A 26,904-nucleotide genomic window follows, 5' to 3' on the forward strand; every position below is an offset into this window, starting at 1 on the left:
GCGTCGCGTTTCCGGCCGGTCCGGTCAGCTCCCGGATGCGCTGTTCTTCGCCCCGGGCGACCCTTCCGGCCCCCGCGCCGACTTCTTCAGGAAGCCCATGTCCTCGTAGACCGGGGTGGCGAAGCCGAAGGCGCCGGCGTTGGCGAGGGTCTTGCGCGCCGCGACCAGCTGCGGGCGCTGGTAGAGGGGGATGGAGCCCGCCGCCGCCCAGATACGGGAGTCGGCCTTGCGGACCAGGTCGCGGCGCTCGGAGTCGTCGAGGGTGGCGATGGCCTGCTCGAAGAGCTGGTCGACCTGGTCGGTGCCGACCCGCGTCCAGTTCTGCTCGACGTTCAGCGAGCCGTCGGCGGCCGGGACCGGCTTGGAGTAGACGGGGCGGGCGTCGGTGGCGGGGAAGGCGGTCGCGGGCCAGGAGTAGAGGGCCAGGTCGAAGTCGCCGGACGCGATGTGGTCCTTGAAGTAGCTGTCGTTGTCGACCTTGAAGACGTCGGTGCGGATGCCGATCCTCTCCAGCATCTTCGCGATCCGGCCGGCCACCGTCTCCAGCGTCTTCGAGCCCGGGCCCGACGGCAGCACGAACCGCAGCACCAGCGCCTTGCCGTCCTTGGCGACCGGGGCGGTGTCGGCGCGGGCGGGGGCCGCGGTGCCCTTGGGGGCGTAGGCGCCGGCGGGGGCGCCGCCCTGTTTCAGCTGGCCGGTGCCGGTGCCGGAGTCGTTCGGGGCCTTGCCGTCGCTCCTCCCGTCCTTCTCGTCGTCCTCGCCGACGATGTACGTGCCGTCGTCGCCGTCGCCTTCCGAGCCGCCCGAGCCCTCGGTGTCCTCCTTGTCCGCCTCGGAGCCGGCCGCCTCCTCGCCCTCGTCCTTCTCCGCGTCCTTCTTCTCCTCCTTCACCGGGCCGCCCGGCACCCACCCGGCGTCCGAGAGGAGGGCGCGGGCCTCCTTGGCGTCCGGCTTGCCGAGGGCGCCGCTGCTGTCGGCGTAGGCGGCCTGGCCGGACAGCGCGAGGTGGCTGCCGACGGGCTCGGCGGGCAGGCCGAGCGGCTTCAGCACCGCGCCGGCGATGTCCTTGCGGTCCAGGGCGCGGGCCACGGCGCGGCGGACCCGCTCGTCGGAGAGGGGCCCCTCTGCGCCGTTCAGGGCGAGCTGCGTGTAGGCGGGCTCCAGCGACGTGCGCACCTCGAAGCCGCCGAGCGCCTTCTGCTGGCGTGCGTACTTCTCCGCCTTCTTGCGCAGCTTCTTCCGGGCGGAGATCTCCTCGTCGGCGGCGTCCTCGTCGGAGCCGTTGGCGACCGCCCAGGAGTGCAGCGCGTCCGCGGCGGAGCGGTCGGCCTCGGGGCCCATCAGGGGCGTGTTCCCGTCCTGCGGCAGGGCGGCGGCCGTGACGCGCCGCGCGGCCTCGGGGTCGATCTCGGCGAGGTCGAGGGTGCCGTCGCTGAGCGCGGAGATCCGCTTGTCGTGCGGCACGGCCCGCAGCACGATCTTCTGCAGCTTGGCCGGGCTGCCCCACCAGCGGGGACTGCGGGTGAGGACGACCTCGTCCTCCTTGGTGTCCACCTTGTCCACCGTGAACGGCCCGGCGGTGACCTTGAGCTTCTTGCGCGCCCCGTCGTTGAAGGAGTCCGGGGTGCCCATGACCTCTTTGGGGTAGAGCGGGCTGAACAGGGACTTCCAGTCGGCGTAGGGGCGGCTGAAGGTGACCTTGACCTCGAGGTCGTTCTTGCCCCGCTCGACCTTCTCGATGCGGTCGTAGCCGGCGTTGCGGGCGGTCCAGTAGGCGGTGTCCCTGCCGGACAGGGCGCGCCACTGGGCGGCGAAGTCGGCGGCGCCGATCTCCCGGCCGTCGCTCCAGACGGCCTGCTGGGCGAGCCGGTAGACGACGACCTGCTTGGGCTCGGTGTCGACGACCTCGGCGGAGGCCAGGTAGTCGGGGTTGCGCACGGCCCGGCCCCGGCCGTCCGTGCGGTACATCGACGGCAGGACGGCCTCGGCGATCCGGGCGGTGGTGGTGTCGGCGTCGGCCTGGAAGGTGTTCAGGGTGTCCGGGACGGTGTCCACGGCCCAGCGCAGCGTCCCGCCGTCGGCGATGTCGGCCCGGTCCGCGCTCGCGACGTCCGCGCCCGCGAGGGGCTCGCCCGCGGGGTCCTCGGAGCCGCATCCGGCCAGGGCGGGCAGCGTGAGCATGCCGGCGGTGAGGAAGGCGACCGAGCGCAGGACGGCGCGCGGGCCGATGCCGTCGTGGGACATCTCTGGATACCTCCGGAAAACCGCGGGCATGGTGATCACACTTGGTATTGGGCGTTCATCCGATGTATGCGGCCCACTGAAGAGGAACGGGTTCCGCATTCCCCGGCGACACGGCGGCCCCGGACGCCAAGCCCACCCGTGCGGCGCAACGCACCCGGCGCGACGCGGCTTCGCACCGGACGATGCACCCATGCGCCTCGGCCAATCGATGCACATCCCTTCACAGCGCAAGGTGTGACGCGCAACACTCGCAGGCGCATGACCGTTGCACCGCCTTGGGCCTGAAGGACCCTGGAAGTGAGGTCACGTCATGTCCGTGCACGATGAACTGGCGACCGTCCAGCGCTGTCTCGACGACCTGGTGAGGTCGGTGGGGCGGCTGGAGAAGCAGTTGGGCAGCGGCAGCCTGGAGCTGCGCCGCGTCCGCTCCGACACCAACCACCTGCGCGAGAGCCTCGCGCTGCTCCGGGAGACCGCCGTCACCGCGGCGGGCCCGGCCAAGCGGCCCGACCTCGTGACGATCTCCGACACCCCCTACGACATGTCGCTGTGGGTGGACAGCGACGACGAGGGTCTGGGCGCCCGCGACCGCCGCGCCCCCTGACCCCGCCCGACCGCCGTCTCCCGCCGACCCGGCACCCCCGACCCCTACCGGAGTGGACAGCGTGGCCACTGGTACGGAACCCCCTGCGACCGAACCCGAGCACCGCGGCGGCGTGAGATCCGGCACGCGCGCCGCGATCTCCGCCCCGCATCTGCGGACCGACCGCTGGTGGCTGGCCCCGGCCGTCACCGCGGCCGGGCTGCTCGCCTTCGTCGTGTACTCGACCTGGCGGGCCTTCGCCGACGCGGACTACTACGCGGCGCCGTACGTGTCGCCGTTCTACTCGCCCTGCCTCGCGGAGAACTGCGAGCCGATGCGCGGCGGCCCGAACTGGGAGCTGTTCGGAAGCTGGTGGGGCATCTCGCCGGCGATCATCATCCTGATCTTTCCGCTCGGCTTCCGGCTGACCTGCTACTACTACCGCAAGGCCTACTACCGCAGCTTCTGGGCGTCCCCGCCCGCCTGCGCGGTCGCCGAACCGCACGCGAAGTACACCGGCGAGACCCGCTTCCCGCTGATCCTGCAGAACGTCCACCGGTACTTCTTCTACGCGGCGCTGCTGGTCGCCTGCGTGCTGACCTGGGACACCGTGCTCGCCTTCCGCGACGAGAACTACGCGTGGGGCCACGTGGGGCTCGGCACCCTGGTGTTCCTGGTGAACATCGTCCTGATCTGGGCGTACACCCTGTCCTGCCACTCCTGCCGGCACATCGTCGGCGGGAAGCTCAAGCACTTCTCCAAGCATCCCGTGCGCTACCGGATGTGGCAGTGGGTGGGCCGGCTGAACGCCCGGCACATGCAGCTCGCCTGGGCGTCGCTGATCAGTGTGGCGGCCGCCGACTTCTACGTCTATCTCGTCGCGTCCGGCGTCTTCGACGATCCGCGCTTCTTCTGACTGGGGGCCTTCATCCATGTCCGTGGTGGACCGACAGGAGTGGGACGTCGTCGTGGTCGGGGCCGGCGGCGCCGGTCTGCGCGCCGCGATCGAGGCGCGCGAGCGGGGCGCCCGTACGGCCGTGATCTGCAAGTCGCTGTTCGGCAAGGCGCACACCGTGATGGCGGAGGGCGGCATCGCGGCGGCGATGGGCAACGTCAACTCCGGCGACAACTGGCAGGTGCACTTCCGCGACACCATGCGCGGCGGGAAGTTCCTCAACCAGTGGCGGATGGCCGAGCTGCACGCCCAGGAGGCGCCCCAGCGGGTGTGGGAGCTGGAGACCTGGGGCGCGCTGTTCGACCGGACCAAGGACGGCCGGATCTCCCAGCGGAACTTCGGCGGCCACGAGTACCCGCGTCTGGCGCACGTCGGCGACCGCACCGGCCTGGAGCTGATCCGCACCCTCCAGCAGAAGATCGTCGCCCTCCAGCAGGAGGACTTCGCCGAGACCGGTGACTACGAGTCCCGGCTGAAGGTCTTCCAGGAGTGCACGGTCACCCGGGTGCTGAAGGACGGCGACGAGGTCAGCGGGGTCTTCGGCTACGAGCGGGAGTCCGGCCGCTTCTTCGTCCTGGAGGCGCCGGCGGTGGTGATCGCCACCGGCGGCATCGGGAAGTCCTTCAAGGTGACGTCGAACTCGTGGGAGTACACGGGCGACGGGCACGCGCTGGCGCTGCTCGCGGGGGCGCCGCTGCTGAACATGGAGTTCGTGCAGTTCCACCCCACGGGGATGGTCTGGCCGCCGTCGGTGAAGGGCATCCTCGTCACCGAGTCGGTGCGCGGCGACGGCGGGGTGCTGCGCAACTCCGAGGGCAAGCGGTTCATGTTCGACTACGTCCCGGACGTCTTCAAGGAGAAGTACGCGCAGTCCGAGGAGGAGGCGGACCGCTGGTACGACGACCCTGACCACAACCGCCGCCCGCCCGAGCTGCTCCCCCGTGACGAGGTGGCCCGCGCCATCAACGCCGAGGTGAAGGCGGGCCGCGGCTCCCCGCACGGCGGGGTCTTCCTGGACGTGTCCACGCGGATGCCGGCGGAGGTCGTCAAGCGCCGGCTGCCGTCGATGTACCACCAGTTCAAGGAGCTGGCGGACGTCGACATCACGGCCGAGCCGATGGAGGTCGGCCCGACCTGTCACTACGTGATGGGCGGCATCGCCGTCGACTCCGACTCGGCGGCGGCGCGCGGGGTGCCGGGGCTTTTCGCGGCCGGTGAGGTCGCGGGCGGGATGCACGGCTCCAACCGGCTGGGCGGGAACTCGCTGTCCGACCTGCTGGTCTTCGGGCGCAGGGCGGGCCGGCACGCGGCGGACCACGCGCTCGCGAGGACCGGGGCGCGGCCCCACGCGGACGTCGCCCAGGTCGACGCGGCCGCGGCGGAGGCGCTTCGTCCGTTCTCGGCGGAGGGCGAGGAGCCCGCCGACGGACCGCCGGAGAACCCGTACACGCTGCACCAGGAGCTCCAGCAGACGATGAACGACCTGGTCGGCATCATCCGCCGGGAGCACGAGATGCGGCAGGCGCTGGAGAAGCTCGCCGAGCTGCGGGCGCGGGCCCGGCGCGCGGGTGTGGAGGGCCACCGGCAGTTCAACCCGGGCTGGCACCTGGCGCTGGACCTGCGGAACATGCTGCTGGTCAGCGAGTGCGTGGCCCGCGCGGCGCTGGAGCGCACGGAGTCGCGGGGCGGCCACACCCGCGAGGACCACGCCGCCATGGACCGCGCCTGGCGCAACGTCAACCTGCTGTGCTCGCCGACCGACCCGGCGGGCGGTTTCGCCGCCGCCGACGCGGTGCGCGGGCAGATCACCCTGACCCGTGAGACCACCGAACCCATCCGCCCCGACCTGCTCGCCCTCTTCGAGAAGGAGGAGCTGGTCAAGTACCTGGCCGAAGAGGAGCTCTACGAGTGAGCAGCTACGAGGCCCGCTTCAGGGTGTGGCGGGGGGACGTCGACGGAGGCGGCCTGGAGGACTTCCGCGTCGAGGTGAACGACGGGGAGGTGGTCCTCGACATCATCCACCGCCTCCAGGCGACCCAGGCCCCCGATCTCGCCGTGCGCTGGAACTGCAAGGCCGGCAAGTGCGGTTCGTGCTCGGCGGAGATCAACGGGCGTCCCCGGCTGCTGTGCATGACCCGGATGTCGGTGTTCGACCGGAAGGAGACGATCACGGTGACGCCGCTGCGGGCGTTCCCGGTGATCCGCGACCTGGTGACGGACGTCGGCTTCAACTACACCAAGGCACGGCAGGTCCCGGCGTTCGTGCCGCCGGCCGGGGTGGGTCCGGGCGAGTACCGGATGACGCAGGAGGACGTGGACCGCTCGCAGGAGTTCCGCAAGTGCATCGAGTGCTTCCTGTGCCAGGACACCTGCCATGTCGTCCGCGACCACGAGGAGAACAAGCAGGCGTTCGCCGGGCCGCGGTTCCTGATGCGGGTCGCCGAGCTGGACATGCATCCGCTGGACGCGGCCGAGGAGTCCGGCCTGGACCGCAAGCGCACGGCCCAGGACGAACACGGTCTCGGCTACTGCAACATCACCAAGTGCTGCACGGAGGTCTGCCCCGAGGGCATCAAGATCACGGACAACGCGCTGATCCCGCTGAAGGAGCGGGCGGTGGACCGCAAGTACGATCCGCTGGTCTGGCTGGGTAACAAGATCCGCCGGCGCTCCTGAGCGGTCAGCGGACCCAGCCCTCCTCGAACTCCTTCCAGTTGGTCTCCGTCGCCGCGAAGTCGATGTACGGGGCGAGCCCGAAGAGTTCGCGGTCGGGGTCCGTGCGGGACAGGCCGAGACGGGCGCCCCGGACGGCGGCGGCGACGGTCTCGGCGTGCCCCCAGTGACTCGGATTGCTCTCGTAGTAGAAGGGCAGGCCCATCAGCAGGTGCGTGGTGGGCGGGGTGACCTCCAGGGCGAGCGAGGTCTGCTGGGCCACGTACCCGCCGTAGGTGCTCTCGAAGAGGCGCGCGGTGTCGTACGACATCACGGCGATCTGGTCGACGCGCCGCGCGACCTGCCCGAAGAACTTCTGCGACCACCACTTGGGGTGGTCGGCGACGAAGCCCGCGACGGAGTGGAGGTGCGGCAGCGGGTCGATCTGGTGGGCGGCCACGGACAGCTGCGCGTCCCGCTTCCTGGTGAGGGTGCGCAGGTCGTCGAGGAGGTCGAGGTAGTTCCCGTCGTCGGAGTGCAGCGGCTCCAGGTCCAGGTGGACGCCCTCGTAGCCGGTGTCGAGGACCTGTCCGGCGCTGCGGACCACCTCGGCACGGGTGTCCGCGTCGCTCAGTTCCAGCCCTTCGGGGCCGCCGTTGGCGAGGACGTCCCCGAGGAACGCCTGGACGCGCACCCCGGGCAGCTCCCGGTGCACGGCGTCGATGAACCAGCGGGCGCGCGGATACACCGACCTCGGCAGGGTGCCGTCGTGCTCCAGCGGGCCGGTGTGGACGTACAGGTCCCGGACGCCGGTGTCCTTCAGACGGCCGGCGAGGGCGGTGACGTCGGCGTCCTTCTTGCGCCCGTCGACCCAGGCGTGGCCGAGCCACATGGCGTCCCGGTCACGGGTGTAGGTGCCCTCGGCCGGGTCGCCCGTGTAGTTGACCCGCAGCGCCGTCTCGATGGCGGCGATCGGCACGATCAGCAGCAGCGCGAGCACGAGGGCGGTGCGTCTGGCGCGACGCACCCAGGGTCTGGGGCGTTTCTGGTCGGACCCGGGCTCGGGCGTGGGTTCCGGCTCGGGCGTCGGCTGTGGCTCGTCCGTGCGCTCGTCCGTGCGCTCGTCCGTGCCCGCCGTGCCGTCCCGCGACTCCGTGTGGTCCATGCCGCCGTTCCCCTCGTCGTCGGATGTTGGGGGTGAGGACGAGGGGAACGAGTGGTGCGGTTGCGTCCACAGCTTCATGATCACGAAGGGTGGACGCGGGGTGGACGGAGCGTCAGAACAGGCTGAGCAGCGCCTCCGCCGGGTCGGTGAGGCCGGTGTCGGCCCCGGGCAGCGGCAGTTCGAACCACACCGTCTTGCCCCTCGGCGTACGGCGTGAGCCCCAGGCGGCGCTCAGCAGGCCGACGAGCTGGAGGCCGCGGCCGCCCTCGTCGGTGTCGCGGGCGCGCCGCCGGCGGGGCTGGACCAGGCCGGAGTCCCAGACCTCGCACACCAGGGTGCGGTCGAGGAGCAGCCGGAGTCTGATCTCCCCCTCGCCGTACCGCAGGGCGTTGGTGACCAGTTCGCTGACCAGCAGCTCGGTGGTGTCGACCAGCGGCTCCATGTCCCAGGCGAGGAGCTGGGCGCGGGCGTACTCGCGGGCCCGGCCCACGCTGCGCGGCTCGCGCGGCAGGGTCCAGTCGCCCACGGAGTCGGCGGGCAGGCCCTGTACACGTGCCATCAGCAGCGCGATGTCGTCCTCGCCGTGATGGGTGTCGAGCGTGTTGAGGATGTGGTCGCAGACGTCCTCCAGCGGGGCGGACGGGTCGGTGAGCGCGCCCACGAACGCCTGGAGGCCCTCGTCGAGGGGGTGGTCGCGGCTCTCGACCAGGCCGTCCGTGTAGAGGGCGAGGAGGGCGCCCTCGGGCAGTTCGACCTCCACCTCCTCGAAGGGCTCCCCGCCGACGCCGAGCGGCATGCCGGGCGGCACGTCGAGCATCAGCGCGTTCTCCCCCGGCTCGACCAGGACGGGCGGCAGATGGCCGGCGTTGGCGAACGTGCAGCGGCGGGTGACGGAGTCGTAGACGGCGTAGACGCAGGTGGCCAGGTACACCTCGGAGAGGTCCGCCTCGCGCGGGCGGCGGGCGGCCCGGGTGGCCTGCTGGACGCCTCCCGTGAAGGCCTGGGAGGGCCCGCCGGGCGCGCCCAGACCGCGCGCGATCTCGTCCAGCTGGGAGAGCACCTCGGCCGGTTCCAGGTCGAGCTGCGCCAGAGTCCGTACGGCGGTGCGGAGTTCACCCATGGCGACGGCGGCGCGCAGGCCGCGGCCCATGACGTCGCCGACGACCAGCGCGGTGCGGTGGCCCGGCAGTTCGATGACGTCGAACCAGTCGCCGCCGACCTCGCCGGTGCGGCCGCTCGCCGCGTTGCCGGGCAGGTAGCGGCAGGCGATGTCCAGACCGGACGCCTCCGGGTCGCCGGGCGGGAGGAGGGAGCGCTGCAGTATCAGCGCGCGTTCGTGCTCGCGGCGGTAGAGGCGGGCGTTGTCGATGCAGACGGCGGCGCGCGCGGCCAGTTCCACGGCGAGGTCGCGGTCGCGGTCGCCGAACGGCTCGCTGCCCTTGGTGCGGGCGAACTGGGCGAGGCCCACCACGGTGTCGTGGGCGACCATCGGCACGGCGAGCGTGGACTGCACCAGGCCGCCGTCCTCGCCGGGCACGGTCTGCGGGCGGGCGGTGCGCAGGGCGTCCGCACAGGGCGAGTTGAACGGGTAGTGGTGGACGGCGCCCAGCTTCACCGGCTCCCCGGTGCCGCTGATGGGCCCGTCGGACACGGCGCTGGCGAAGGCGACGCGGCGCACCTCGGCGCTGCCGTCGGCGAGTCCTGGCGGGGTCTCGTCGCCGGCCAGCAGCCCCTGGTAGAGGTCCACGGTGGCCAGGTCGCAGAAGCCGGGCACGACCACGTCGAGCAGTTCGCGCGCGGTGGTCTCCAGGTCGAGGGAGTTGCCGATGCGCGCGCCGGCCTCGTTCAGCAGGGCGAGATTGCGCCGCGCGGCGGCGGCCTCACGGGCGGCGGCACGGCGGGCGGTGATGTCGATGCCGAGCCAGGCGATGCCGATGGGGCGGCCGCTTCCGCTGTGCACCCGGTAGAGGTTGACGGACCAGTGGCGGCGCTCGTCGAAGCCGGGGATGAACCCGGTGACGTGCATGTCCGTGATGGACTCGCCGGTCTCCAGCACCCTGCGCAGGGTCGCCGCGACCCGCTCGGCCTCACCGCGCGGCAGGTAGTCGTGGACGCCCTTGCCGCGATGGTCGTCGGGCGTGCCGCCGAAGAGGGACGCGAACCGCTCGTTGGCGCGACGGACCCGCAGGTCACGGTCGATCAGCACGAAGCCGAAGGGAGATTGGCCGAATATGGCCTGCGAGGCGGCCAGATCCGTCTCGATACGGCGCAGCGTGCGGACGTCGACCACGATGCAGACGGCGGCCTTCTCGCCCGCCTCGGTCCGCGTCGGCATGACGTAGACCTCGGCGATGCCCTCGCGGTCCCGGTCTTCCCCCGCCATGTGGGCGGGCAGCCGGAACGGCACCACGCCGGTCCACTCGCGGCCGTCGAGGATCTCCGCCATCTTGCGCTGGCCGCGCTCCCTGCGGACGGGCTCGAGGAACGCCTCGATGGGGTCGGCGCCGACGGCGCGCTCCGCGGGGATGCCGAAGATCTGCTCGGCGCGCAGGCTCCACTGGTCGACCAGCCCGTCGGGGCCGATCGAGAAGGACGCGACCTTGATGTAGTCGTACATGGAGCCGGGCGGGGCGGTCTGCCACATGGCGTCACCGGACGGGGCATCGCCGGATAGGAGGCCGTCGGCGGCCTCGTTGCTCGAGCCGCCCGACGAGTCCTCGGACTCCGTGGCCTTCGCTGGTATCTCGCTCACGCGAACCGTCCCCTCCAGCTCACCGCGTCCGGCACCGGTCACCGGGGGCGGCTGCCCGCAGTATCCAGCACTACGGCGCCGCACAACACGGTGTTCACGATCACAGCACGGTCCCGATGCTTTTCGGTCCACGCCGTGAGAACACTTCCAGTCTTCTAACCAGCGGACACGCCGTCGAATCCCCCGGTTCGACAACCGTCGTGGACGGTTACCGGTCACGGGGTACGACGAGGGCCCGCACACACCTGCGAACGGCCGTGCGGGACCTCACCGGGGGACCACGAGTTCGCACCACACCGTCTTCCCGTGCGGCCCGGTCCGGTGCCCCCAGCGGCGGGAGGAGCGGGCCAGGAGCTGGAGTCCGCGCCCGCTCTCGTCGTCGGGCCGTGCGACGCGTTCGTGGGGCGGTTCGGGGACGGGGTCGGACACCTCGACGAGCAGCACGCCGGTCCGTCCGGCGGGCCGGCTCAGGCATACGCCGACGGGTCCGGTGGCATGCCGCAGGGCGTTGGTGACGAGTTCGCTGACCAGCAGTTCCGCGAGATCGGTGATGCCGTTGAGCTCCCACCGGCGGAGTTGTTCGCGCACGGCGCGACGGGCTGCCCGCACCGCGTTCGGGTCCGCGGGGAAGGTCCACGTGGCCCGGTCGCCGTCGGTGTCGGTCACGCGGATCACCTCCCCGCCGAGCGAGTCAGGCAGTCCGACCGTGTCCGGTTTCATGTGGTCAATAGCCACATACCCGATATCCCGGACGGAGTACCGCGCACAACGGCGCGAGGCGCGGACCGTGCGCGCGGTGGTGTGCCGACGGCGCGCTCACACATCGTCATCCTCACGCCGGTGCGCCGGAATCACACGTCAGAGGTGCAGGCTGCCCGCTGCCCGCAGGTCGTCGAAGAGCAGCTGGTCGACCGGGGGCACGCGGGGCCGGTCCGCGTAGGAGAACCAGGCGATCTCGTCGATCTCGCTGCTCGCGGCGATCGTCCCGGCGAACTCGGCGGTCCAGCAGCTCATGCGCACCACGGTGCCGTCCGGGGCGCCGGGCGCCTCGGCCTCGTAGGTGGCCACGTGCTTCGCCGTGACGGGGTCGAGGAGCACGGTCAGCTCCTCCTCGATCTCGCGCAGCAGCGTCTCGACGTCGCTCTCGGCGCCCTCGCGCTTGCCGCCGGGGATGTAGAAGACGCCCTTGCCGCGCGGCCGGGCGCACAGGATTCTGCCGTCCTCGATGCGCACCCACGCCACCGTGTCGATCAGGGTCGACATCACTCCGCCTTCGTCGTCCGGTACCTCGGGCACGACCCTAGCCAGGGCCTTTCACTTGGATCGCCCCGGCGTCGCGGTCGGTCAAGACGCACCGCGCCTCACGGCCGGCCTGATCCGAACGAAAGACCCTAGCCGCCCGGTGAGGGTGCTTTCACGCCCGCCCCTCCAGGGCGGCGATCGTCTCGTCCAGCCACGCCCGCTCCTCGGCGGTGGTCGCGCGGGCGATGCGGAGCATGCCCTGCCGGAAGGGGTCCGGGGCCTCCTCGGCCCGCATCGGCTCGCCGTCGCGGTGGAAGAAGCTCGACGGGGTGTCGAGGAACGCCTTCCGGCGCCGCAGGACCGCGGCCTGCGCGGCGGGGTCGGGGAGGAAGCGCAGGAACGCGAGCAGGGTGAAGAAGCGCTGCCCGTCGCTGATCTCCACGTCCTTCGGTTCCCTGAGCCGGTCCATGAGCGCGGTGCGGCCCGCGTCGGTGAGGGACAGCACCCGGCGGGCGGCCGCGCCGCTGCCGGGTTCGGTGTGCTGCTCGACCGAGCCGGCCTTCACCAGCCGGGTGATGGCCGGGTACAGGGCGCCGTCGCTGACCGGGCGGATGTGGCCGTTCAACGCCTGGATGCGCGCCTTGAGCTCGTAGCCGTGCAAGGGCTCCTCGTGGAGGAACCCCAGGATCGACAGCTCCAGCATGGCCGCTCCCCCTGCCCGCGATGTGCCCGCTTCCGTCCGTGCGCTTGTCCGCCCGGCGGCTCGATGCTATCTCTTTTCGCGGTACCTCGATTCGATGTACCGCGAAAAGAGGGGGGTTCGTGGTGGAAGCCTTACGGCATCGGCGCACGCTGGTCTCGCTGGCGTGCCCGGTCTATGTGGAGCTGCTGGCCGGGGTGACGGCCGGGATCATCAACATGGTCTGGGTGGCCCGGCTGGGCGGGGACGCGGTCGCCGCGGTGGCGGTCGCGACGAACGTGGAGAACCTGCTGCTCGGGGTGATCCTGGTGGCGGGGTCCGGCACGACCGTGCGGGTCGCGCGGGCGCGGGGCGCCGAGGACGCGGCGGCGCTGCGGTCCGCCGTGCGCGGGGGCTGGGCGATGTGGGCGCTGGTGACGCCGGTGGTCGCGGTCGGCGGGTTCCTGGTGCGGGAGCCGCTGGCCCGGCTGGTGCTGGGCGGTGACGACGGGCGCGCGGTGGCGCTGGCGAGCGGCTTCTTCGCGATCGCCCTGCCGGGCATCGCGGTGTACTTCGCGGCCAACGTGGCCGACGGCGTCCTCAAGGGCGCGGGCGACACCCGCACCCCGATGCGGCTGTCCCTGCTGGCGAACGGCCTGATCCTGGTGCTGGACCCGCTGTTCGTGTTCGGGCTGGGCCTCGGGGTGCGCGGGGCGGCCGTCTCGACGGTGCTGGGCCGGACGGCGGCGCTGGTCTGCGGACTGGTGGTGCTGCATCGCCGAGGACTCCTGCGCCGGCCGGGCGCCGGGTTCACGGGCCTGGCCGCCGACCTGCGCGGGACGGCGACGACCGGCCTGCCCATGTCGGCCGACTTCCTCGTCCGGATGACCGGGGCCCTCGCGCTCGTCGCGGTGGTCGCGCGCGTCGGCGTGACCGAGGTGGCGGCGTACGGGATCGCGACCAAGGCGATGTACGTGGCGACCATGGCCTTCTACGCGGTGCGCCAGGCGGCCTCCATCCACACCGCGCACCTGCTGGGCGCGGGGCGGGACGAGCGGCGGGACGTGGGCCGTCAGGCGCTGCTGCTGGCGGGAGGCCTGGGGCTGACGGCGGCGACGGTGCTGCTGGCGGCCGCGCCGTGGATCATGCGGGGCTTCGGCGCGGAGGGCGGGGTGGCCGACGCGGGAACGCTCTTCCTGCGCTGCGTGGGGCCGTACCTCGTGCTGCTCGCCTGCTTCATCGCGCTGGGCGGCGTCTTCGAGGGCAGCGGGCGGGCACGGTCCACGGCACGCGTCACCTTCTGCGGGACGGTCCTCCAACTGGCCCTCGCCGGAGGCCTGTCGGGGTGGGGACTGCCGGGGGTGTGCCTCGCCATGGCGCTGTCGATGGCGGTCCAGTGCGCGGCGATGTCCCGCATGCACCTGCGCACGGCACGGCACGGGGAGGCGGCCGGCGACGCGGGCGGCAGGCCGGAGGCGTCACGGGTGCGGCCCTGACGGGCCGTGCGCCTGCCGGGGCCGGCTCAGCTGACGGTGGAGCCGTTCTGGCCGATGCGTTCGACCCAGTAGAGCTGTTTGTGGCCGCGGCCGTCGAGGCTGGTCGCGATCTTCTCGGCCTCGGCGCGTGTCGCGTAACGGCCCACCCGGTAGCGGTTGCCGTTGTCGTCCTGACGCACGACGAGCCAGGGAAGAGTCACCGTGCCGTCGCTCATCGCTCCCCTCCACTTGCCTTCCGCGACCTGTGCCGCGCCCCGCCCGGTAAGGAAACCGCAGTCCGCATATGCCCGAGCCTACGCCTTACCTTCACTGAGCGAATACGCCTTTTCACAAACAGGCACGCAACCGGCCAGCACGGAGGGGGCGCACAGTGGCGGATACGCCGTGCGGCGGGGGTGACATGTCCGGTCAGCGCGGTATGACCGTCCTCGCCCGGCCCATCGAGCGACCTGCGAGAACGGCCAAATCCCTTCGCCCGTGAGCCGGGCGCGGGGCGCGGGTCACGCCGGAGCGGATCCATGACGCGGGGCGCAGAAGGGAGCGCGAGGGGGTGATGGGGCGACTGGGGAGGCGCGAGGCTCTGGCGGGCGGCGAAGGGGCGGGGTGAGGACGCGGGCGGGTGATGAAGGGCGCGGCCCCTTCGACGCCGACGGCCGTGCCGCGAGGCCGCGGCTCTTCGACGCCGTCGGAAAGGGCGTCACCCGCGGACGAGGGGTGGGCGGGCGAGCAACGGCCCCCTCGACGCCAGGCGCACGTCAGCAGGGCCGAGGCCCTTCGCCACTGACGGAAGGGGTGTCGACTGCGGACGAGGGTGGGCGGGCGACGCCCCCTCGCCGCCGTGCGCGCGTGCAGCAGGGCCAAGGCAGTTCGACGCCGGAGCGCGTGCCGCGGGCGAGGCCCCTGCCCGCCAGGGGCCGGAGTTCACGGCGCCCGTACGTGTCCGGGTGCGTGATCACCCGGCCGCGGCCGCCGCGACGTGAGACGGAAGGCCCACGGACAGGGTCAGCCGCCGACACCGGGCCGCCCCGCCCCGAGCGGCAACACCCCCGCGGAAGGCGCCCCCTACTTCACCGGCAGGTGATACGCCGCCCGATACCGGTCCGCCGGGATCACCACGTCCGCCGTTTCCACCGGGCGGCCCGACGCGAAGTACGTGCGCTGGATGACCAGGACCACGTGGCCGGGGACGCCGCCGAGCAGCATCAGTTCCTCCGCGAGGCCGGGGCGGGCCCCGACCTCTTCCGTCACGTTGTCCACGATCACGTCGATCGCGCGCATCCGCTCCACCACGCCCATGCCGCCCAGCGGGCCCTCCTCGGGCAGCATCACCGGCGTGCGTCCCGTGAGGGCGAGCGGCTCCCAGGACGTGGAGAGCATCATCGGCTCGCCGGCCTCACGGAACAGGTACTTCGTGCGCATGACACGATCACCCGCGTCGACGCCCAGCCGCTGGGCGATCGACGCGCTCGCCTCCGCCTGCTCGCTGCTGGACTCCCACGTCCCGCGCACGCCGACGTCGGCCTGCTCCTGACGGAACGGCGTCGCCCCCCGCTCCGGGCGGAACCCGGACCGGGCGACCCGGCGCGGCACGGGCCGCTCCCGCACGTACGTCCCCGACCCCGAGCGGCCCTCGACGAGCCCCTCGGCCATCAGGACCTTGCGCGCCTCCAGCGCGACCGTGTCCGAGACGCCGTACTCCTCGCGGATGCGGGCCTGGGAGGGGAGCCGGGTGTGGGGCGGCAGCTGACCGTCGACGATCTTCTTGCGGAGATCACCCGCGACGCGCAGGTACGCCGGCTGCTCACCGAATGTCACTGGCCGCTCCCATCAGGTTGTACAGACAGCAACAGAGTGGCAACCCTGGGTTGTCCGAAGCAAGCAAAGGCCAGAGAATCACTCGATGTGATGACTTCTGCTGCGGGAGGGCTTTACGCAGGCACTTTCTCCCCGCTATGGAGCCGCTCACACCTCCATCTCGCCGGCTTCCGGCTCCCGCTCGACCTCCTCGTCGTAAGCGGGCGGTGAGGTGGCCAACCCCAAAGCTTCGCGCACGGTGATCGACAGGGAGGGGTCGGTCGCCTCCCAGGCCTCCTCCTCACGGATCCAGTACGCGTCCGGGTCGGCGGTGCCCGCCGCGCGCCCCCAGGCGAGCCGCGCCTTGCCGAGGTCGGCGACGAGCTCGTCCACCGGCTCCCGTGCCCCGGCCGGCCACGTGTGCGCGCGCAGCAGCCGCACCTGCTCGGCGACCGCCTCCTCGACCTCCCCGGCCCACTCCCGGTCGTCGCTGACGTCGTCGTCGAAGTAGCCGGACTCGGGCACCTCGTCCAGCGCGACGTTGAGCACCTCGGCCGCCTCCAGGTAGGCGAGCTGATGGGCGTCGAGCGTCGTCGCGTCGCTGCGCAGCGACCCGGTGAAGCGCGTCCCGTCCTCCCTGCCGAGCACACAGGCGACGGAGCGGTCGCCGAAGCTCCAGCTCTCCTTGGAGGGGGCGAAGTAGTAGACGCCGATCTCCTCCGGCAGGGACCAGCCGTCCATGACGTAGGCGCTCCGCCGCTCGTAGCAGCGGTCCTCGCTCAGCTCGGTGAGGCTGTCGTCCCCGGGGAAGTCGGTGCCGGGGACGGCGACGAGGGCGAAGACCTCGCCGTCGTGCTCGTCGGCGCACGGCACCTTGCGGGCCGTGGTGGTCCAGCCCTCCAGTCCGCCGGGCGAGGTGAAGCAGTCGCCCGTGCGCAGGGCCAGGACGCTGCCGGAGCGCGCCCCCTCCCGGAAGCCCTCCCAGAACGCCGTCACGCTCCCGGTGACCAGCGCCGCCGTCCACAGCGCCAGCCCGAGCGACGACAGCGTGACGCCGGCGACCGCCATCCCCTTCCCGCGCTCGCCGCGCCGCTTGATCTGGAGCAGCGCGATCACCCCCAGCACCAGCCCCACGGCGGGCAGGAAGCACAGGATGCCGAAGACCAGGGCGGCGATGGCGACCCCGTTCACGGCGGCGGGCGGCCGGGGCCCGTACGGGAAGTACGGCGCGGGACCGGGCGCGCCCTGGTGGGGGAAGTAGGGCGGCTGGGCGCCGCCTCCGAACTGCGGCCCGGTGGGCGGAGGTATGGACACGAGGCGCATCGTAGGCGGACGGTGACGGACCCCGCCCCCGGGTGTCTCTCCCGGGGGCGGGGCTCTCGTCGTACGTAGGGCGCGGGCGCGCTCAGCCCACGTACAGCAGGCGGTTCGGCGAACCGCTGCCCGGGCTGGTGACCACGCCGGCGGTGGCGGACGCGGTCAGCGCGGACGACACCTGGGCGGGGGTGGCCGACGGGTTGCCGGCCAGGTACAGCGCGGCGGCGCCGGCGACGTGCGGGCTGGCCATCGAGGTGCCGGAGATGGTGTTGGTGGCCGAGTCACTGGTGCGCCAGGCGGAGGTGATGGAGGAACCGGGCGCGAACAGGTCCACCACCGAGCCGTAGTTGGAGTAGGAGGCGCGGGCGTCGGTGGACGTGGTGGCGCCGACCGTGATCGCCTCGGTCACCCGGGCCGGGGACTTGGTGGAGGCGTTGGTCGACTCGTTGCCGGCCGCGACGACGAAGGTGACGCCGGACGCGACGGCGTTGCGGACCGCCGCGTCGAGCGTGCTGTCGGCGCCGCCGCCGAGCGACATGTTGGCGACGGCCGGCTTGACCGCGTTGCGCGCCACCCAGTCGATGCCGGCGACGACCTGGGCGGTGGTGCCGGATCCGGAGTTGTTCAGCACGCGGACGCCGACGATCCGAGCCTTCTTGGCGACGCCGTACGCGCTGCCCGCGACGGTGCCGGCGACGTGGGTGCCGTGGCCGTTGCCGTCCTGGGCGACGTTGTCGCCGTCGACGGCGTCGTAGCCGTTGGAGGCGCGGCCGCCGAAGTCGTTGTGGCTGATGCGGACGCCCGTGTCGATGATGTACGCCGTCACGCCCTGCCCGGCCGAGTCCGGGTAGGTGTAGGCGTTGTTGAGCGGACGGTTGCGCTGGTCGATGCGGTCCAGACCCCAGGAGGGCGGGTTGGTCTGGGTCGCGGAGATGGTGAAGGTGCGGTTCTGCACCACCGAGGCGACGGCCGGGTCGGCGGCGAGGCGCTTCGCCTCGGCCTCGGAGGCCTCGATCTCGTAGCCGTTGAGCGCCTTGGAGTAGGTGCGCTCGACGTCGGCGCCGTACTTCTCGGCCAGGGCACGGCCCTTGGCGGTGGTCGAACGGGCCGCGTCGGCCCTCAGGGTGACGATGTAGCTGCCGGCGACGGCGTTCGGGGCGCCCGCGTACTGGATGCGGCCTTCGGGTGCGGCCGGGGCGGCCCCCGCGGGGAGTGCGGAGACGAGGCTCGCGACGAGCGCCGCGGAGGCGGCGGCGCCGAGGACGGCCAGTCTTCGCCGGGGGTGACGCATCACTGCCATGGAGGGTTCCTCCTCAATCGGTGGTGCGCGTTCGTGGGGGATGGTGCGGTGACGCATGACGCACGGGGGCGTGTGGCCGCCTCACGCCGGGAGTTCGCGTGTCGCGATCATGACAAGAGCGGCTGCCGCTTCCGGGCGCGTCAGCCGAAAGATTGAGGGGTCCACAGGATTTCCACAAGGGCGCCTCGGCAACTTACGGACCTCGCCGTTCCGATTCGGACACCGGACGCCGCGACCGCACCCCTCCCCGGCGTCCGGCACAGACACGGCACAGCCGACCCATGGACTCCCCGTCCACCCCCGTTAACATGTTCGAACTCACGACGGATGTCCTCATTCACCGGCTGTCCACCGGAAGACCCTGCCCTCCGGCGCGATGCGCCACTTGCCCGCGAAGCCACCTGCCCGCAACCGAACCACCAGGCGAACCAGTTGAGAACCGAACCCACTCGAATACCGCCGCGGGACGACCGCGGGACGCAGCCCGCCCTGTGGCGCCGGCCCCGCGTGGTCCTGTGGACCGCGGCAGGGGTGGCGACCGCGGGCTTCCTCGTCGCGCTGGAGATCGTGGCGCGCGGCTACGGCTTCTCCGGGCCGATCACCGAACAGTCGCGGGAGGTGGTCTTCGCCCCCGAGTCGGGTCCGCTGCTCTACGGCGGCCTGGCGCTGACGATGGTGGTGCTCACCTGGCGGCAGCGGCTGATCGCGCTGGGGATCGCCGCGGGCGTGGACGTCGCGTTCTTCCTGGTGCGGTGGGCGCTCGACGCCGACATGAACTTCGGCAACGGCGCCCTGTGGGTGGTGCTGGGCGTCGCGGTCCTCGGCCTCACACGCCGCACCGGCCGGGAACGGATCCTGCTGCTCAAGGGCACCGGCCTCGGCCTGCTGCTGGTGGCCGGTCACAAGACGGGCGACACCTGGCTGCTCATCACCTCGAAGACCCGCGCGACCGTCCTCGACGCGTACGTGGCCGCCGCCGACCACGCCCTGGCCGACCCGTCGTGGATGGTGGGCCGTTTCCTGAACGCCACCGCGCCGGTCAGCACGGGCATCCTGCACGTGGTCTACGGCCAGCTCCCGCTCGCCGCCGCCCTCGTCGGCCTCTACCAGCTGCGCCGGGTAGCGGTGGAGCGCCGCTTCCCCGCCCACCATCTGGTGCGCACGTTCCTGGTGATCGGCCTGTTCGGCCCCGCGATCTACATGATCTTCCCGGTGGTAGGCCCGGTCTTCGCCTACGGCACGGACGGCGGCGCCTGGGCGACGGCGACCATCTGGCCGGACACCCTGCCGCCGGTCACCGACCCGCGGCCGATCCCGTTCGACGGCATCACCCCGCGCAACTGCATGCCCAGCCTGCACACCGCGTGGGCGGTCACCCTGTTCATCCACTCGCGCGACGGCTCCCGGGCGATGCGCTGGGCGGGCACCTTCTGGCTGGTCGGCACCCTCACGGCGACCCTAGGCTTCGGCTACCACTACGGCGCCGACCTGCTCGCCGGCGTGGTCTTCGCCCTGACCATCGAGACGGCGATGCGCTGCTCGGCGCACGGCTGGGACCGCGCGGGCGTCCGCCTCGTCGCCCTCGGCCTGGCGGTCTTCGCCGCGCAGCTCGCGTCGTACCGCTGGCTGGCCACGGAGATGGCCGCCCGGCCCTGGCTGTACGGGCCGCTTCTGCTGGTGGTCACGGGGGCGGTGGTCTACGCGTACGTGCGGGCGGCGCGGGCGGCGCGTGAGCGCGACGGCGAGCCGGAGCCGGGGGTGCCGGGACAGCGACAGGCCTCGGAGGAGCCGGCGGAACAGTCGGACTCGGCGGAATCGGCGGAATCGGCGATTCCGGTTGGGACGACCGAGGCGCGGACGACCGAGGCCGGGACGACCGTGGCCGGGACGACCGAGGCCAGGGCTACCGAGCCTGGTCCGCCCCAGACCGCGACGACCGAAACCGCCGCGACCGGTGAGTCCGGCGACCCCGACGCGACGGACGCCGCGCCCGAGCTGGTCTGAGCGACGGCGCGTCACGTGGGGGCGCGTCAGCTTCAGGGCGCGTAAGGCCCGGCAGGCGCGTCACGTCCGGGGCGCGTCACGTCCGGGGCGCGTCACCGCCTTCGCGCGCCGGCGTGCTTACTCAACGCACATTGACAACGATTGCCCGGTCGGCGAACGCTGGCAAGCGCACATCTGGTCCTTCGCACTCGACGACAACGGGAGGAACGGCATGGCGAACAAGATCGAGATCCGTCCGCTGGACAAGAAGGAGACCACCGGCGACAGCGGTGGCAACGGCGGCAGCTGACGGACCGCCAGGATGGACCGCTACCTCACGGTCGCGGAGGTCTCGGCAGCGGCGCGGCGGCTGGTCACCCGGTACCCGGGGGCCGGCCGTCTGCGCCGTGTCGGCACGTCACGAGCGGGGCGTCCACTGGAGATGCTGTCCGTCGGGCACGGCCCCGCGCACGTCCTGGTCGTCGCCCGCCCGCACCCCGACGAACCGGTCGGCGCCGTCACCGCGCTCGCCCTGGCCGAGCGGGTGGCACGCGGCGACGGGCGCACCCCGGCGACCGACCCGGCCCGGGTCACCTGGGACGTCATGCTGTGCCTCGACCCGGACGGGGCCGCGCTGAGCGAGGGCATCGAGGAGGCGATGGCCGGTCCCGCGCCCGCCCTGGAGCGCTACTTCCGCGCCGCGTTCCGCCCGGTCGCGGCGGAGCAGCCCGAGTGGGCGCCGATCGAGTCGTCTCGCCTCCCGGAGAGCGAGGCCCTGTTCGACCTGATCGACACCCGTCGTCCGGTCCTCCAGTGCTCCCTGCACGGCATCGAGGCGGGCGGCACCTTCGTCCAACTGACGGACGGCCTGCCGGGGTTCGCCGACAGCTTCCACACGGCGGCGGCCGACCTCTCCGTCCCGGTCCAGCACGGCACCTTCGACGCCCTGTACTGGGAGAACCCCGCCCCCGGCGTCCATGTCCTGCCCCCGCCGGAGAGCACGGGGCGGCTCGCGGCCGGTTCCGAGAACATCGGCCGGTCCACGTGGTGCGCGCCCCAGCGGCACGGCGGTGTCACGGCGATCGTCGAGGTGCCGATGTGGGCGAGTGCCCTGGCCGACGACCCGACCCCGCACCCGGACGCCGTACACACCCTGCGGGGCCTCTCGCGGCTGGTGCGGGACGGGGGCGAGCAGGTGACGGTACTCCTGGACAAGGCGCGTGGCTTCCTGCCGACGCCCGAGGAAAGCGCGCCCCGGCGCGTCCTCGAGTGGATGGCGGAGGGCTTGTACGACCTGGTCGCCGACTCCTGGGGGCCGTTGGCGCGGCAGGTCGCCGAGGGCGGGGAGCGGCTCACCACCGCGCAGGTCTGTGCCCTGGACGTGGTCGCCCGCCGCCAGCCGCTGCGCGCGGCGGGTCTGCTGCTGCGTCTGCTGTCGGAGTCGGACGACCCCGTCGCGCCCGCGCTCCAGGACGAGCTGCACGCCCTGATCACGGCCTGGTGCGAGGACTTCACCCGCGCCCTGGGCCTGCGCTGGATCCCGGTGCGCGACCAGGCGGACCTCCAGGCGCGGGTGGTCCTGGCGGCGGCGGAGTGCGCGGTGCGCTCCGCGCGCTGAGCGGGACCGGCGCACGGTTGGCGCCACGCGGGGCCGCGATCGTCGTGGTCCACGGGGGCGCGCCACGGGTGAGGTCCGTGAGGCCCTGCGGGAGCAGTCCCGGTCCGACCGGGAGGCGTTCCTCACCCCGCCGGGCCATGAACTGCGCCCCGGCGGCCAGTTGGCCGTCCTCGGCGGGGCGGCGGCGGACGACGGGACGAGCGTGCGTGTGATGTTGCTGCGGACCGGCGGGTGTGAGGCACGGGGTCGCCCGCCCTTCACAGAGGCCAGGCGACCAGCAGATCACCAGGGCCGTAGACGGCGTCGAGCCCTTGACAGTCCACTCCGCTCCGGGAGACCGCCACGACGGGGAGCGGCTGGTCGGTGAGGGCGGCGCGGTGACGGTGGAGCGCGGCGAGGTCGTGCCGGTCGAAGGGAGCCTGCTCCAGCCACTTGATGGAGCCGACGAAGAGCAGTTCCTTGGCGACGGGAGCGCGGTCGGCGCCCACGACATCGATCTCGATGTCGTGGGTACGGGTCCAGTAACCGCCCACTACACGAGCCGCGGGCAGCTGGCCGTCCGGGAGCATCCGCGCCAAGGCTTCCCGGATCAGGGGTTCGACGGCCCGCCCCCGCCAGCTGGTCCAGTCAGGGCAGCCGACGCCGAGGACATTCGGGTGGTGACCAGTTCGGTGACCTTGGTCGAGGCCAGAGACCCAAGAATCCACCAGGCGCAGTAGGACTACGCCGTATCCCTCGTCAACGTCGACCCGCCCGACGAAGCGGTCGCCCGGCAGGCGAGCAGGCTGCTCGCCACCGCCGGTTCGCACGGCCACACGTACGCCCTGGACGCGATCGTCGCCGCGACGGCTCTCGCCTCACTCAGGCCCACCACCGTGCTGACCTCCAACCCCGAGGACCTGCGGATGCTCTGCGGCAGAGAGATCACCGTGGTCAAGGTCTGAGACGCCACCGGACAGGGGAACAGGCCGGCACCGAATCGGTCCCAGGTGGTGAGCCTTGCCCTGCTCGGAGGCAGCATCCCAGAAAGCCTCACCTCCTGAGCGATCAGTAGTGGTAACGAGCCGCGAGGACGACGATCTCCTTGTCCGTCACCAGGTAGACGAGGCGGTGCTCATCGTCGATCCGTCGCGACCACGCCCCGGGCAAGTGGTACTTCAGCGGCTCAGGCTTACCAATACCGGTGAAGGGGTCCCGCCTGACGTCCTCGATGAGCCTGTTGATGCGGGCGAGCAACTTGCGGTCGTTCTTGAGCCAGGACGTGTAGTCCTCCCAGCCCTGATCCTCGAAGACGAGCCTCACGCAACACCCTCACGTGCCGCATCCGGCGAGTCGGGGTCGATCAACTCCCGCTCGGACACGTTGATGTTGGCCAGGGCGTTCTCATACGCCTTGAGCAGTCGGCGAGCATTCGCCGGAGAGCGCAGGAGGTACGAGCCTTCCCGCAGCGCTGCGTAATCATCGGCCGAGACGAGCACGGCATTGCCGTGCTTGGAGACGATTTCGATGGCCTCGTGGTTGTCGTTGACCTTCTTGATCAGCGGAAAGAGCGCCTTGCGGGCTTCGCTCGCAGTTATGGACATGACCTGACCCTTTCCGGTAGTGGTACCGAATAACGTACCACTTCCATCACTCACAGGCAGAGCAGATGCGGACGAAGGTCAGCTCCCGGCATGGAAAACAGCAAGGGGTCGACCCGAACGAGCCGACCTTTGCTGCCTGAGCGCTTGACGAAGCACCTGGCGGAAGGTGGCGAACTGATCACACATCCTGCGGACTGACTGCGGACTGGGCGGGGATCCCGAGGCAGAGAAATCCATGGCACACGGGTGGGACCTGCAACGAGACTGCGCAGGTGAGCGACCCCTACCCCTGCCCGTGCTGCGGGCACCGCATGCTGAGCGCGATGCCCGGCTCGTACGAAATCTGCACCGTCTGCTTCTGGGAGGACGACGGGGCCCAGTTCCGCTGGCCCACCATGAGCGGCGGCGCGAACAAGGTCTCCTTGATCGAGGCCCAGCGGAACTACCAGGGCTTCGGCGCCTGCGACGAACACGGTCGGCGGTGCGTGCGCCCGCCTGCCGAGGACGAGCCGCTCGACCCCGCCTGGCGCCCCATCGACCTGACACGCGACTCCTTCGAGGACTGGGCGGCCGAGGACCGCGACCCGTGGCCCGACGACCACTCGGTGCTCTGCTGGCGGCTGTCCACCTTCTGGCGCCGGGACCACCCATGACCACCCACATCGAGAGACTCATCCAGCAACTCGACGACTCGACCGGCCCGTCGTACGACGCCCGCGCAGAACTGATTCTCATCGGCTCCGACGCCATCCCCTCCATCATCGACGGACTGCCCTCCCTCGACCGCTTCGGCCAGCTGACCGCCATCGAGGTCTTCGAGGAGGTGGGCGATCCCCGGTGCGGCCCCGCTCTCATCGGCCTGCTGGACAGCGACAATCCGACCGTCCGCGAATGGGCGGCCATGGCCCTGGCGAGCCTGGAGATCGACGGCGCCATCAAGCCCTTGCGCCGCGCTTACCGTGCCTGCCTGGAACGGGCGACCCCACCGGACCGGACCGAGTCCGTCGGCATCCGCTGGGCGCTGACCGAACTCGGCGCGCGCACCCCCGTCGTCCCACCGCTCACCGCACACCTACGAGCCGCCACCGCGGACGACGCCCCTGGCTGGCCCTCGACCCACTTCGCCGAAATCATCAACGACCTCGCCGACCATGCCCAGGTAACCCTCTACTCCCAGCTCTGGCGCATGGACGCCAGCGGCACGTACGGCATCTCCGGCACTGGCCTGGACTGGGAACTCGACTGGACCGCGCCCTGGAAGCACCTGGTCGAAGAATCCCGCACCTGGTCCCTGCTGGAAGCCTCCGAAGCCCCTGCCGGCGGCAACCTCTTCGTCGCCCCCACCTGGATCGACCGTACCGACCTGTACCCAGAGAGGTGACCGATGCCGTTCCAGCACCCCGAGGAGATCGGCTACGGCTATGTGATCGAGCGCTACGCGGCGAGGAAGGACTCAGGCCACGCCCGCTACCTCGTCCTGAAAAGTGGGCGATTCCTGCAGCCCGAGTGGCTTCACGCCGAACATTTCGCCCGTCACCTCATCGACGACTCGGCCACGATCACCGATGTTGAGCTGGAGGCCCTTCTCGGTTACGAGTGGCGCTCGCGCCTCACCATGAACACCGTGGCATGCTGCTGGGAGGAGCATCCGTTCTCTTGCGAACGGGCCGGATGGCGAGCATGTTGGCGAGCCGAGGTGAGGCGATCGGCGGGGCGATGCGCGCGCCCAGCGAGAGCAGAGTCAGGGACAGGATCGCGAGTGCGTGGTCCAGCAGAAAGACTTCGGTGAACGAAGGTTGCGCGCTGTGATCACCGGGTGTCGGCTCAGGTGCGGTCAGGGAGAGGAAGGGAACGACAAGCAGCGTGGCAGCAGCAAGAACAGCCGCGCACATGTAACAGGTTCTACCGATGATCGTGGACGCACGTCGATGGATGACTCTTCGGTTCTCATGGGTCCGCCCGTTCACCGTATCCAGCCCCCTCAACTACGCAGGTGAGATCAAGATAGGTAGCACCTCGAAACGCAGGCAATCGCTTCTGCAAGAGATGGTCGAGTGGTGCTCTGCAACCCGAGCGGCGGATCCAGAACGTTCTGTGCTCAGCTGCATGATCCCCGTGCTGGGGCGGGCGGCCGGCCAACACCGCCGATGCCCGGCCGCAGGTCGACGAAGCGGCGTAGCCGCCCCCCGCGCCGACCGAAGTCAGCACGCTGCGGACTCCGCGCGGACCGCAAAGGCCGCCCAACCCGCTCCGTCGCAGGTCAGACGGCCTTTCGCCAGACGCTTTAGACGTTGAAGCGGAACTCCACCACGTCCCCGTCCTGCATGACGTAGTCCTTGCCCTCCATGCGGGCCTTGCCCTTCGCGCGGGCCTCGGCGACCGAGCCCGTCTCGACCAGGTCCTCGAAGGAGATGACCTCCGCCTTGATGAAGCCCTTCTGGAAGTCGGTGTGGATGACTCCGGCGGCCTCGGGGGCGGTGGCGCCCTTCTTGATGGTCCAGGCGCGGGACTCCTTGGGGCCGGCCGTCAGGTAGGTCTGGAGGCCGAGCGTGCGGAAGCCGACGTGCGCGAGGGTGGCGAGGCCGGGCTCCTCCTGGCCGACGGACTGGAGCAGCTCCAGCGCCTCGTCCTCGTCCAGCTCGGCGAGGTCCGCCTCCAGCTTGGCGTTGAGGAAGATCGCCTCGGCGGGGGCGACCAGCGCGCGCTGCTCGTTCTTGAAGTCCTCGTCGACCAGCTCGTCCTCGTCGACGTTGAAGACGTAGAGGAACGGCTTCGTCGTGAGCAGGTGCAGGTCGTGGAGCAGCTCCGCGCGCTCCGTGCCCTGGACGATCCCCTGCGAGAACAGCGTGTCGCCCTTCTCCAGGATCTCCTTGGCCTCCTCGACCGCCTTGACCTTGGGCGCGACGTCCTTCTTGATCCGCGACTCCTTCTGCAGGCGCGGCAGGACCTTCTCGATGGTCTGGAGGTCGGCGAGGATCAGCTCGGTGTTGATCGTCTCGATGTCGTCCTTCGGCGAGACCTTGCCGTCGACGTGCACGACGTTCTCGTCCTTGAAGGCGCGGATGACCTGGCAGATCGCGTCGGACTCGCGGATGTTCGCGAGGAACTTGTTGCCCAGGCCCTCACCCTCGGACGCTCCGCGCACGATGCCGGCGATGTCGACGAAGTCCACCGTGGCCGGAAGGATCCGCTGCGAGCCGAAGATCTCCGCCAGCTTCTTCAGCCGGGGGTCGGGGACGCCGACGACGCCCACGTTCGGCTCGATCGTGGCGAACGGGTAGTTGGCCGCCAGCACGTCGTTCTTGGTCAGGGCGTTGAACAGGGTCGACTTGCCGACATTCGGCAGACCGACGATTCCGATCGTGAGCGACACGTTGCGACTTCCCGTACGTGAGGAGGGGGGCGAGGGCCGGCCGAGCGGCCGGCGTGGACCGATCCACCAGTCTACGGCGTGCCCGCTGCCGACCGGCCGCTGTGTCGAACGCCCGGCCGACGTCCGGATCTCGGCGTGTCTGACGGGCGGCCGGACACATAAAACGAC

Annotated in this window: 21 protein-coding genes and 4 pseudogenes; 11 read left to right on the top strand and 14 right to left on the bottom strand. The window is 71.5% G+C overall.

The window, feature by feature from the left end:
- Positions 1-24: 24 nt before the first annotated feature.
- Positions 25-2,244 carry an ABC transporter family substrate-binding protein gene (locus ACQY0Z_RS01710; protein WP_439811741.1) on the bottom strand — a complete coding sequence of 740 codons (2,220 nt, stop codon included), beginning with the start codon at positions 2,242-2,244 and terminating at the stop codon, positions 25-27.
- A 310-nt stretch (positions 2,245-2,554) separates the two neighbouring features.
- Here ACQY0Z_RS01710 and ACQY0Z_RS01715 point away from each other — a divergent pair, with 310 nt between their 5' ends.
- The 4 genes from ACQY0Z_RS01715 to ACQY0Z_RS01730 all read left to right on the top strand — a co-directional run bounded on the left by ACQY0Z_RS01715 (position 2,555) and on the right by ACQY0Z_RS01730 (position 6,458).
- Positions 2,555-2,848: a hypothetical protein gene (locus tag ACQY0Z_RS01715; protein WP_439811742.1), complete on the top strand. Its 294-nt coding sequence runs from the start codon at positions 2,555-2,557 to the stop codon at positions 2,846-2,848.
- Between the two features lie 61 nt (positions 2,849-2,909).
- Positions 2,910-3,743 (top strand): hypothetical protein, encoded by an 834-nt coding sequence (locus tag ACQY0Z_RS01720; protein ID WP_439811743.1) that lies wholly within the window; start codon positions 2,910-2,912, stop codon positions 3,741-3,743.
- Positions 3,744-3,759: 16 nt separating this feature from the next.
- Positions 3,760-5,694: a fumarate reductase/succinate dehydrogenase flavoprotein subunit gene (locus ACQY0Z_RS01725; protein ID WP_347226355.1), complete on the top strand. Its 1,935-nt coding sequence runs from the start codon at positions 3,760-3,762 to the stop codon at positions 5,692-5,694.
- Positions 5,691-6,458 carry a succinate dehydrogenase/fumarate reductase iron-sulfur subunit gene (locus ACQY0Z_RS01730; RefSeq protein WP_381727637.1) on the top strand — a complete coding sequence of 256 codons (768 nt, stop codon included), beginning with the start codon at positions 5,691-5,693 and terminating at the stop codon, positions 6,456-6,458. Before ACQY0Z_RS01725 ends, ACQY0Z_RS01730 begins: the two co-directional genes overlap by 4 nt.
- Before the next feature lie 4 nt (positions 6,459-6,462).
- On the opposite strand, the gene ACQY0Z_RS01735 is transcribed toward ACQY0Z_RS01730, so the two are convergent.
- From ACQY0Z_RS01735 to ACQY0Z_RS01755, 5 genes are all read right to left on the bottom strand, one after another.
- Complete coding sequence (locus ACQY0Z_RS01735; protein ID WP_381731540.1) at positions 6,463-7,599, bottom strand: hypothetical protein; 1,137 nt, start codon at positions 7,597-7,599, stop codon at positions 6,463-6,465.
- Between the two features lie 112 nt (positions 7,600-7,711).
- Positions 7,712-10,351 (bottom strand): SpoIIE family protein phosphatase, encoded by a 2,640-nt coding sequence (locus tag ACQY0Z_RS01740; protein ID WP_189905379.1) that lies wholly within the window; start codon positions 10,349-10,351, stop codon positions 7,712-7,714.
- 267 nt (positions 10,352-10,618) lie between these two features.
- The gene (locus ACQY0Z_RS01745) at positions 10,619-11,071 is read right to left on the bottom strand and encodes an ATP-binding protein (RefSeq protein ID WP_347226352.1); all 453 of its coding nucleotides are present in this window, start codon (positions 11,069-11,071) and stop codon (positions 10,619-10,621) included.
- 138 nt (positions 11,072-11,209) lie between these two features.
- A complete protein-coding gene (locus ACQY0Z_RS01750) occupies positions 11,210-11,614 on the bottom strand; it encodes an NUDIX hydrolase (protein WP_347226351.1) in 405 nt (134 codons plus the stop codon).
- A gap of 151 nt (positions 11,615-11,765) precedes the next feature.
- Positions 11,766-12,296, bottom strand: coding sequence for a PadR family transcriptional regulator (locus ACQY0Z_RS01755; protein ID WP_347226350.1), 531 nt, complete (start codon positions 12,294-12,296; stop codon positions 11,766-11,768).
- A 122-nt stretch (positions 12,297-12,418) separates the two neighbouring features.
- Here ACQY0Z_RS01755 and ACQY0Z_RS01760 point away from each other — a divergent pair, with 122 nt between their 5' ends.
- Complete coding sequence (locus ACQY0Z_RS01760; protein WP_189905401.1) at positions 12,419-13,768, top strand: MATE family efflux transporter; 1,350 nt, start codon at positions 12,419-12,421, stop codon at positions 13,766-13,768.
- Between the two features lie 26 nt (positions 13,769-13,794).
- On the opposite strand, the gene ACQY0Z_RS01765 is transcribed toward ACQY0Z_RS01760, so the two are convergent.
- The 4 genes and pseudogenes from ACQY0Z_RS01765 to ACQY0Z_RS01780 form a co-directional block, all read right to left on the bottom strand.
- Positions 13,795-13,983 (bottom strand): SPOR domain-containing protein, encoded by a 189-nt coding sequence (locus tag ACQY0Z_RS01765; protein ID WP_189905371.1) that lies wholly within the window; start codon positions 13,981-13,983, stop codon positions 13,795-13,797.
- Between the two features lie 847 nt (positions 13,984-14,830).
- Entirely contained in the window at positions 14,831-15,583 is a 753-nt protein-coding gene (locus ACQY0Z_RS01770) for a GntR family transcriptional regulator (protein ID WP_254586357.1), read from the bottom strand.
- Between the two features lie 147 nt (positions 15,584-15,730).
- Complete coding sequence (locus ACQY0Z_RS01775) at positions 15,731-16,885, bottom strand: DUF4190 domain-containing protein (RefSeq protein WP_189905367.1); 1,155 nt, start codon at positions 16,883-16,885, stop codon at positions 15,731-15,733.
- An 85-nt stretch (positions 16,886-16,970) separates the two neighbouring features.
- Positions 16,971-18,179: pseudogene (locus tag ACQY0Z_RS01780) on the bottom strand (S8 family peptidase); the annotation flags it as partial.
- A 432-nt stretch (positions 18,180-18,611) separates the two neighbouring features.
- On the opposite strand from ACQY0Z_RS01780, the pseudogene ACQY0Z_RS01785 reads away from it, so the two are divergent.
- Together ACQY0Z_RS01785 and ACQY0Z_RS01790 are read left to right on the top strand one after the other, a co-directional pair.
- Positions 18,612-19,955 (top strand): annotated as a pseudogene (locus ACQY0Z_RS01785) (phosphatase PAP2 family protein); the annotation flags it as partial.
- Between the two features lie 529 nt (positions 19,956-20,484).
- Positions 20,485-21,780 carry a M14 family zinc carboxypeptidase gene (locus ACQY0Z_RS01790; protein ID WP_439811744.1) on the top strand — a complete coding sequence of 432 codons (1,296 nt, stop codon included), beginning with the start codon at positions 20,485-20,487 and terminating at the stop codon, positions 21,778-21,780.
- A gap of 257 nt (positions 21,781-22,037) precedes the next feature.
- On the opposite strand, the pseudogene ACQY0Z_RS01795 reads toward ACQY0Z_RS01790, so the two are convergent.
- Positions 22,038-22,406: pseudogene (locus ACQY0Z_RS01795) on the bottom strand (DUF234 domain-containing protein); the annotation flags it as partial.
- A gap of 24 nt (positions 22,407-22,430) precedes the next feature.
- Between ACQY0Z_RS01795 and ACQY0Z_RS01800 the strand changes: the two are divergent.
- Positions 22,431-22,724 (top strand): annotated as a pseudogene (locus ACQY0Z_RS01800) (type II toxin-antitoxin system VapC family toxin).
- A 103-nt stretch (positions 22,725-22,827) separates the two neighbouring features.
- Here the strand turns inward: ACQY0Z_RS01800 and ACQY0Z_RS01805 are convergent.
- A complete protein-coding gene (locus tag ACQY0Z_RS01805) occupies positions 22,828-23,082 on the bottom strand; it encodes a Txe/YoeB family addiction module toxin (protein WP_381727642.1) in 255 nt (84 codons plus the stop codon).
- Positions 23,079-23,363, bottom strand: coding sequence for a type II toxin-antitoxin system Phd/YefM family antitoxin (locus ACQY0Z_RS01810; RefSeq protein WP_381727643.1), 285 nt, complete (start codon positions 23,361-23,363; stop codon positions 23,079-23,081). The genes ACQY0Z_RS01805 and ACQY0Z_RS01810 overlap by 4 nt, the downstream gene beginning before the upstream one ends.
- Before the next feature lie 272 nt (positions 23,364-23,635).
- On the opposite strand from ACQY0Z_RS01810, the gene ACQY0Z_RS01815 reads away from it, so the two are divergent.
- From ACQY0Z_RS01815 to ACQY0Z_RS01825, 3 genes are read left to right on the top strand one after another with little or no spacing between them, the layout of a single operon-like run.
- On the top strand, positions 23,636-24,016 hold the full coding sequence (locus tag ACQY0Z_RS01815) for a CPCC family cysteine-rich protein (RefSeq protein ID WP_381727644.1): 381 nt from the start codon (positions 23,636-23,638) through the stop codon (positions 24,014-24,016).
- On the top strand, positions 24,013-24,744 hold the full coding sequence (locus tag ACQY0Z_RS01820; RefSeq protein ID WP_439811745.1) for a HEAT repeat domain-containing protein: 732 nt from the start codon (positions 24,013-24,015) through the stop codon (positions 24,742-24,744). The genes ACQY0Z_RS01815 and ACQY0Z_RS01820 overlap by 4 nt, the downstream gene beginning before the upstream one ends.
- Positions 24,745-24,747: 3 nt before the next feature.
- Positions 24,748-25,152: a DUF6000 family protein gene (locus ACQY0Z_RS01825; protein ID WP_347226344.1), complete on the top strand. Its 405-nt coding sequence runs from the start codon at positions 24,748-24,750 to the stop codon at positions 25,150-25,152.
- Between the two features lie 495 nt (positions 25,153-25,647).
- Here the strand turns inward: ACQY0Z_RS01825 and ychF are convergent, their stop codons facing one another.
- Positions 25,648-26,736: a redox-regulated ATPase YchF gene (gene ychF, locus ACQY0Z_RS01830; RefSeq protein WP_019522329.1), complete on the bottom strand. Its 1,089-nt coding sequence runs from the start codon at positions 26,734-26,736 to the stop codon at positions 25,648-25,650.
- Positions 26,737-26,904: the final 168 nt, after the last annotated feature.

The organism is Streptomyces sp. P9-2, from assembly GCF_051903975.1.
GTDB lineage: Bacteria > Actinomycetota > Actinomycetes > Streptomycetales > Streptomycetaceae > Streptomyces > Streptomyces cellulosae.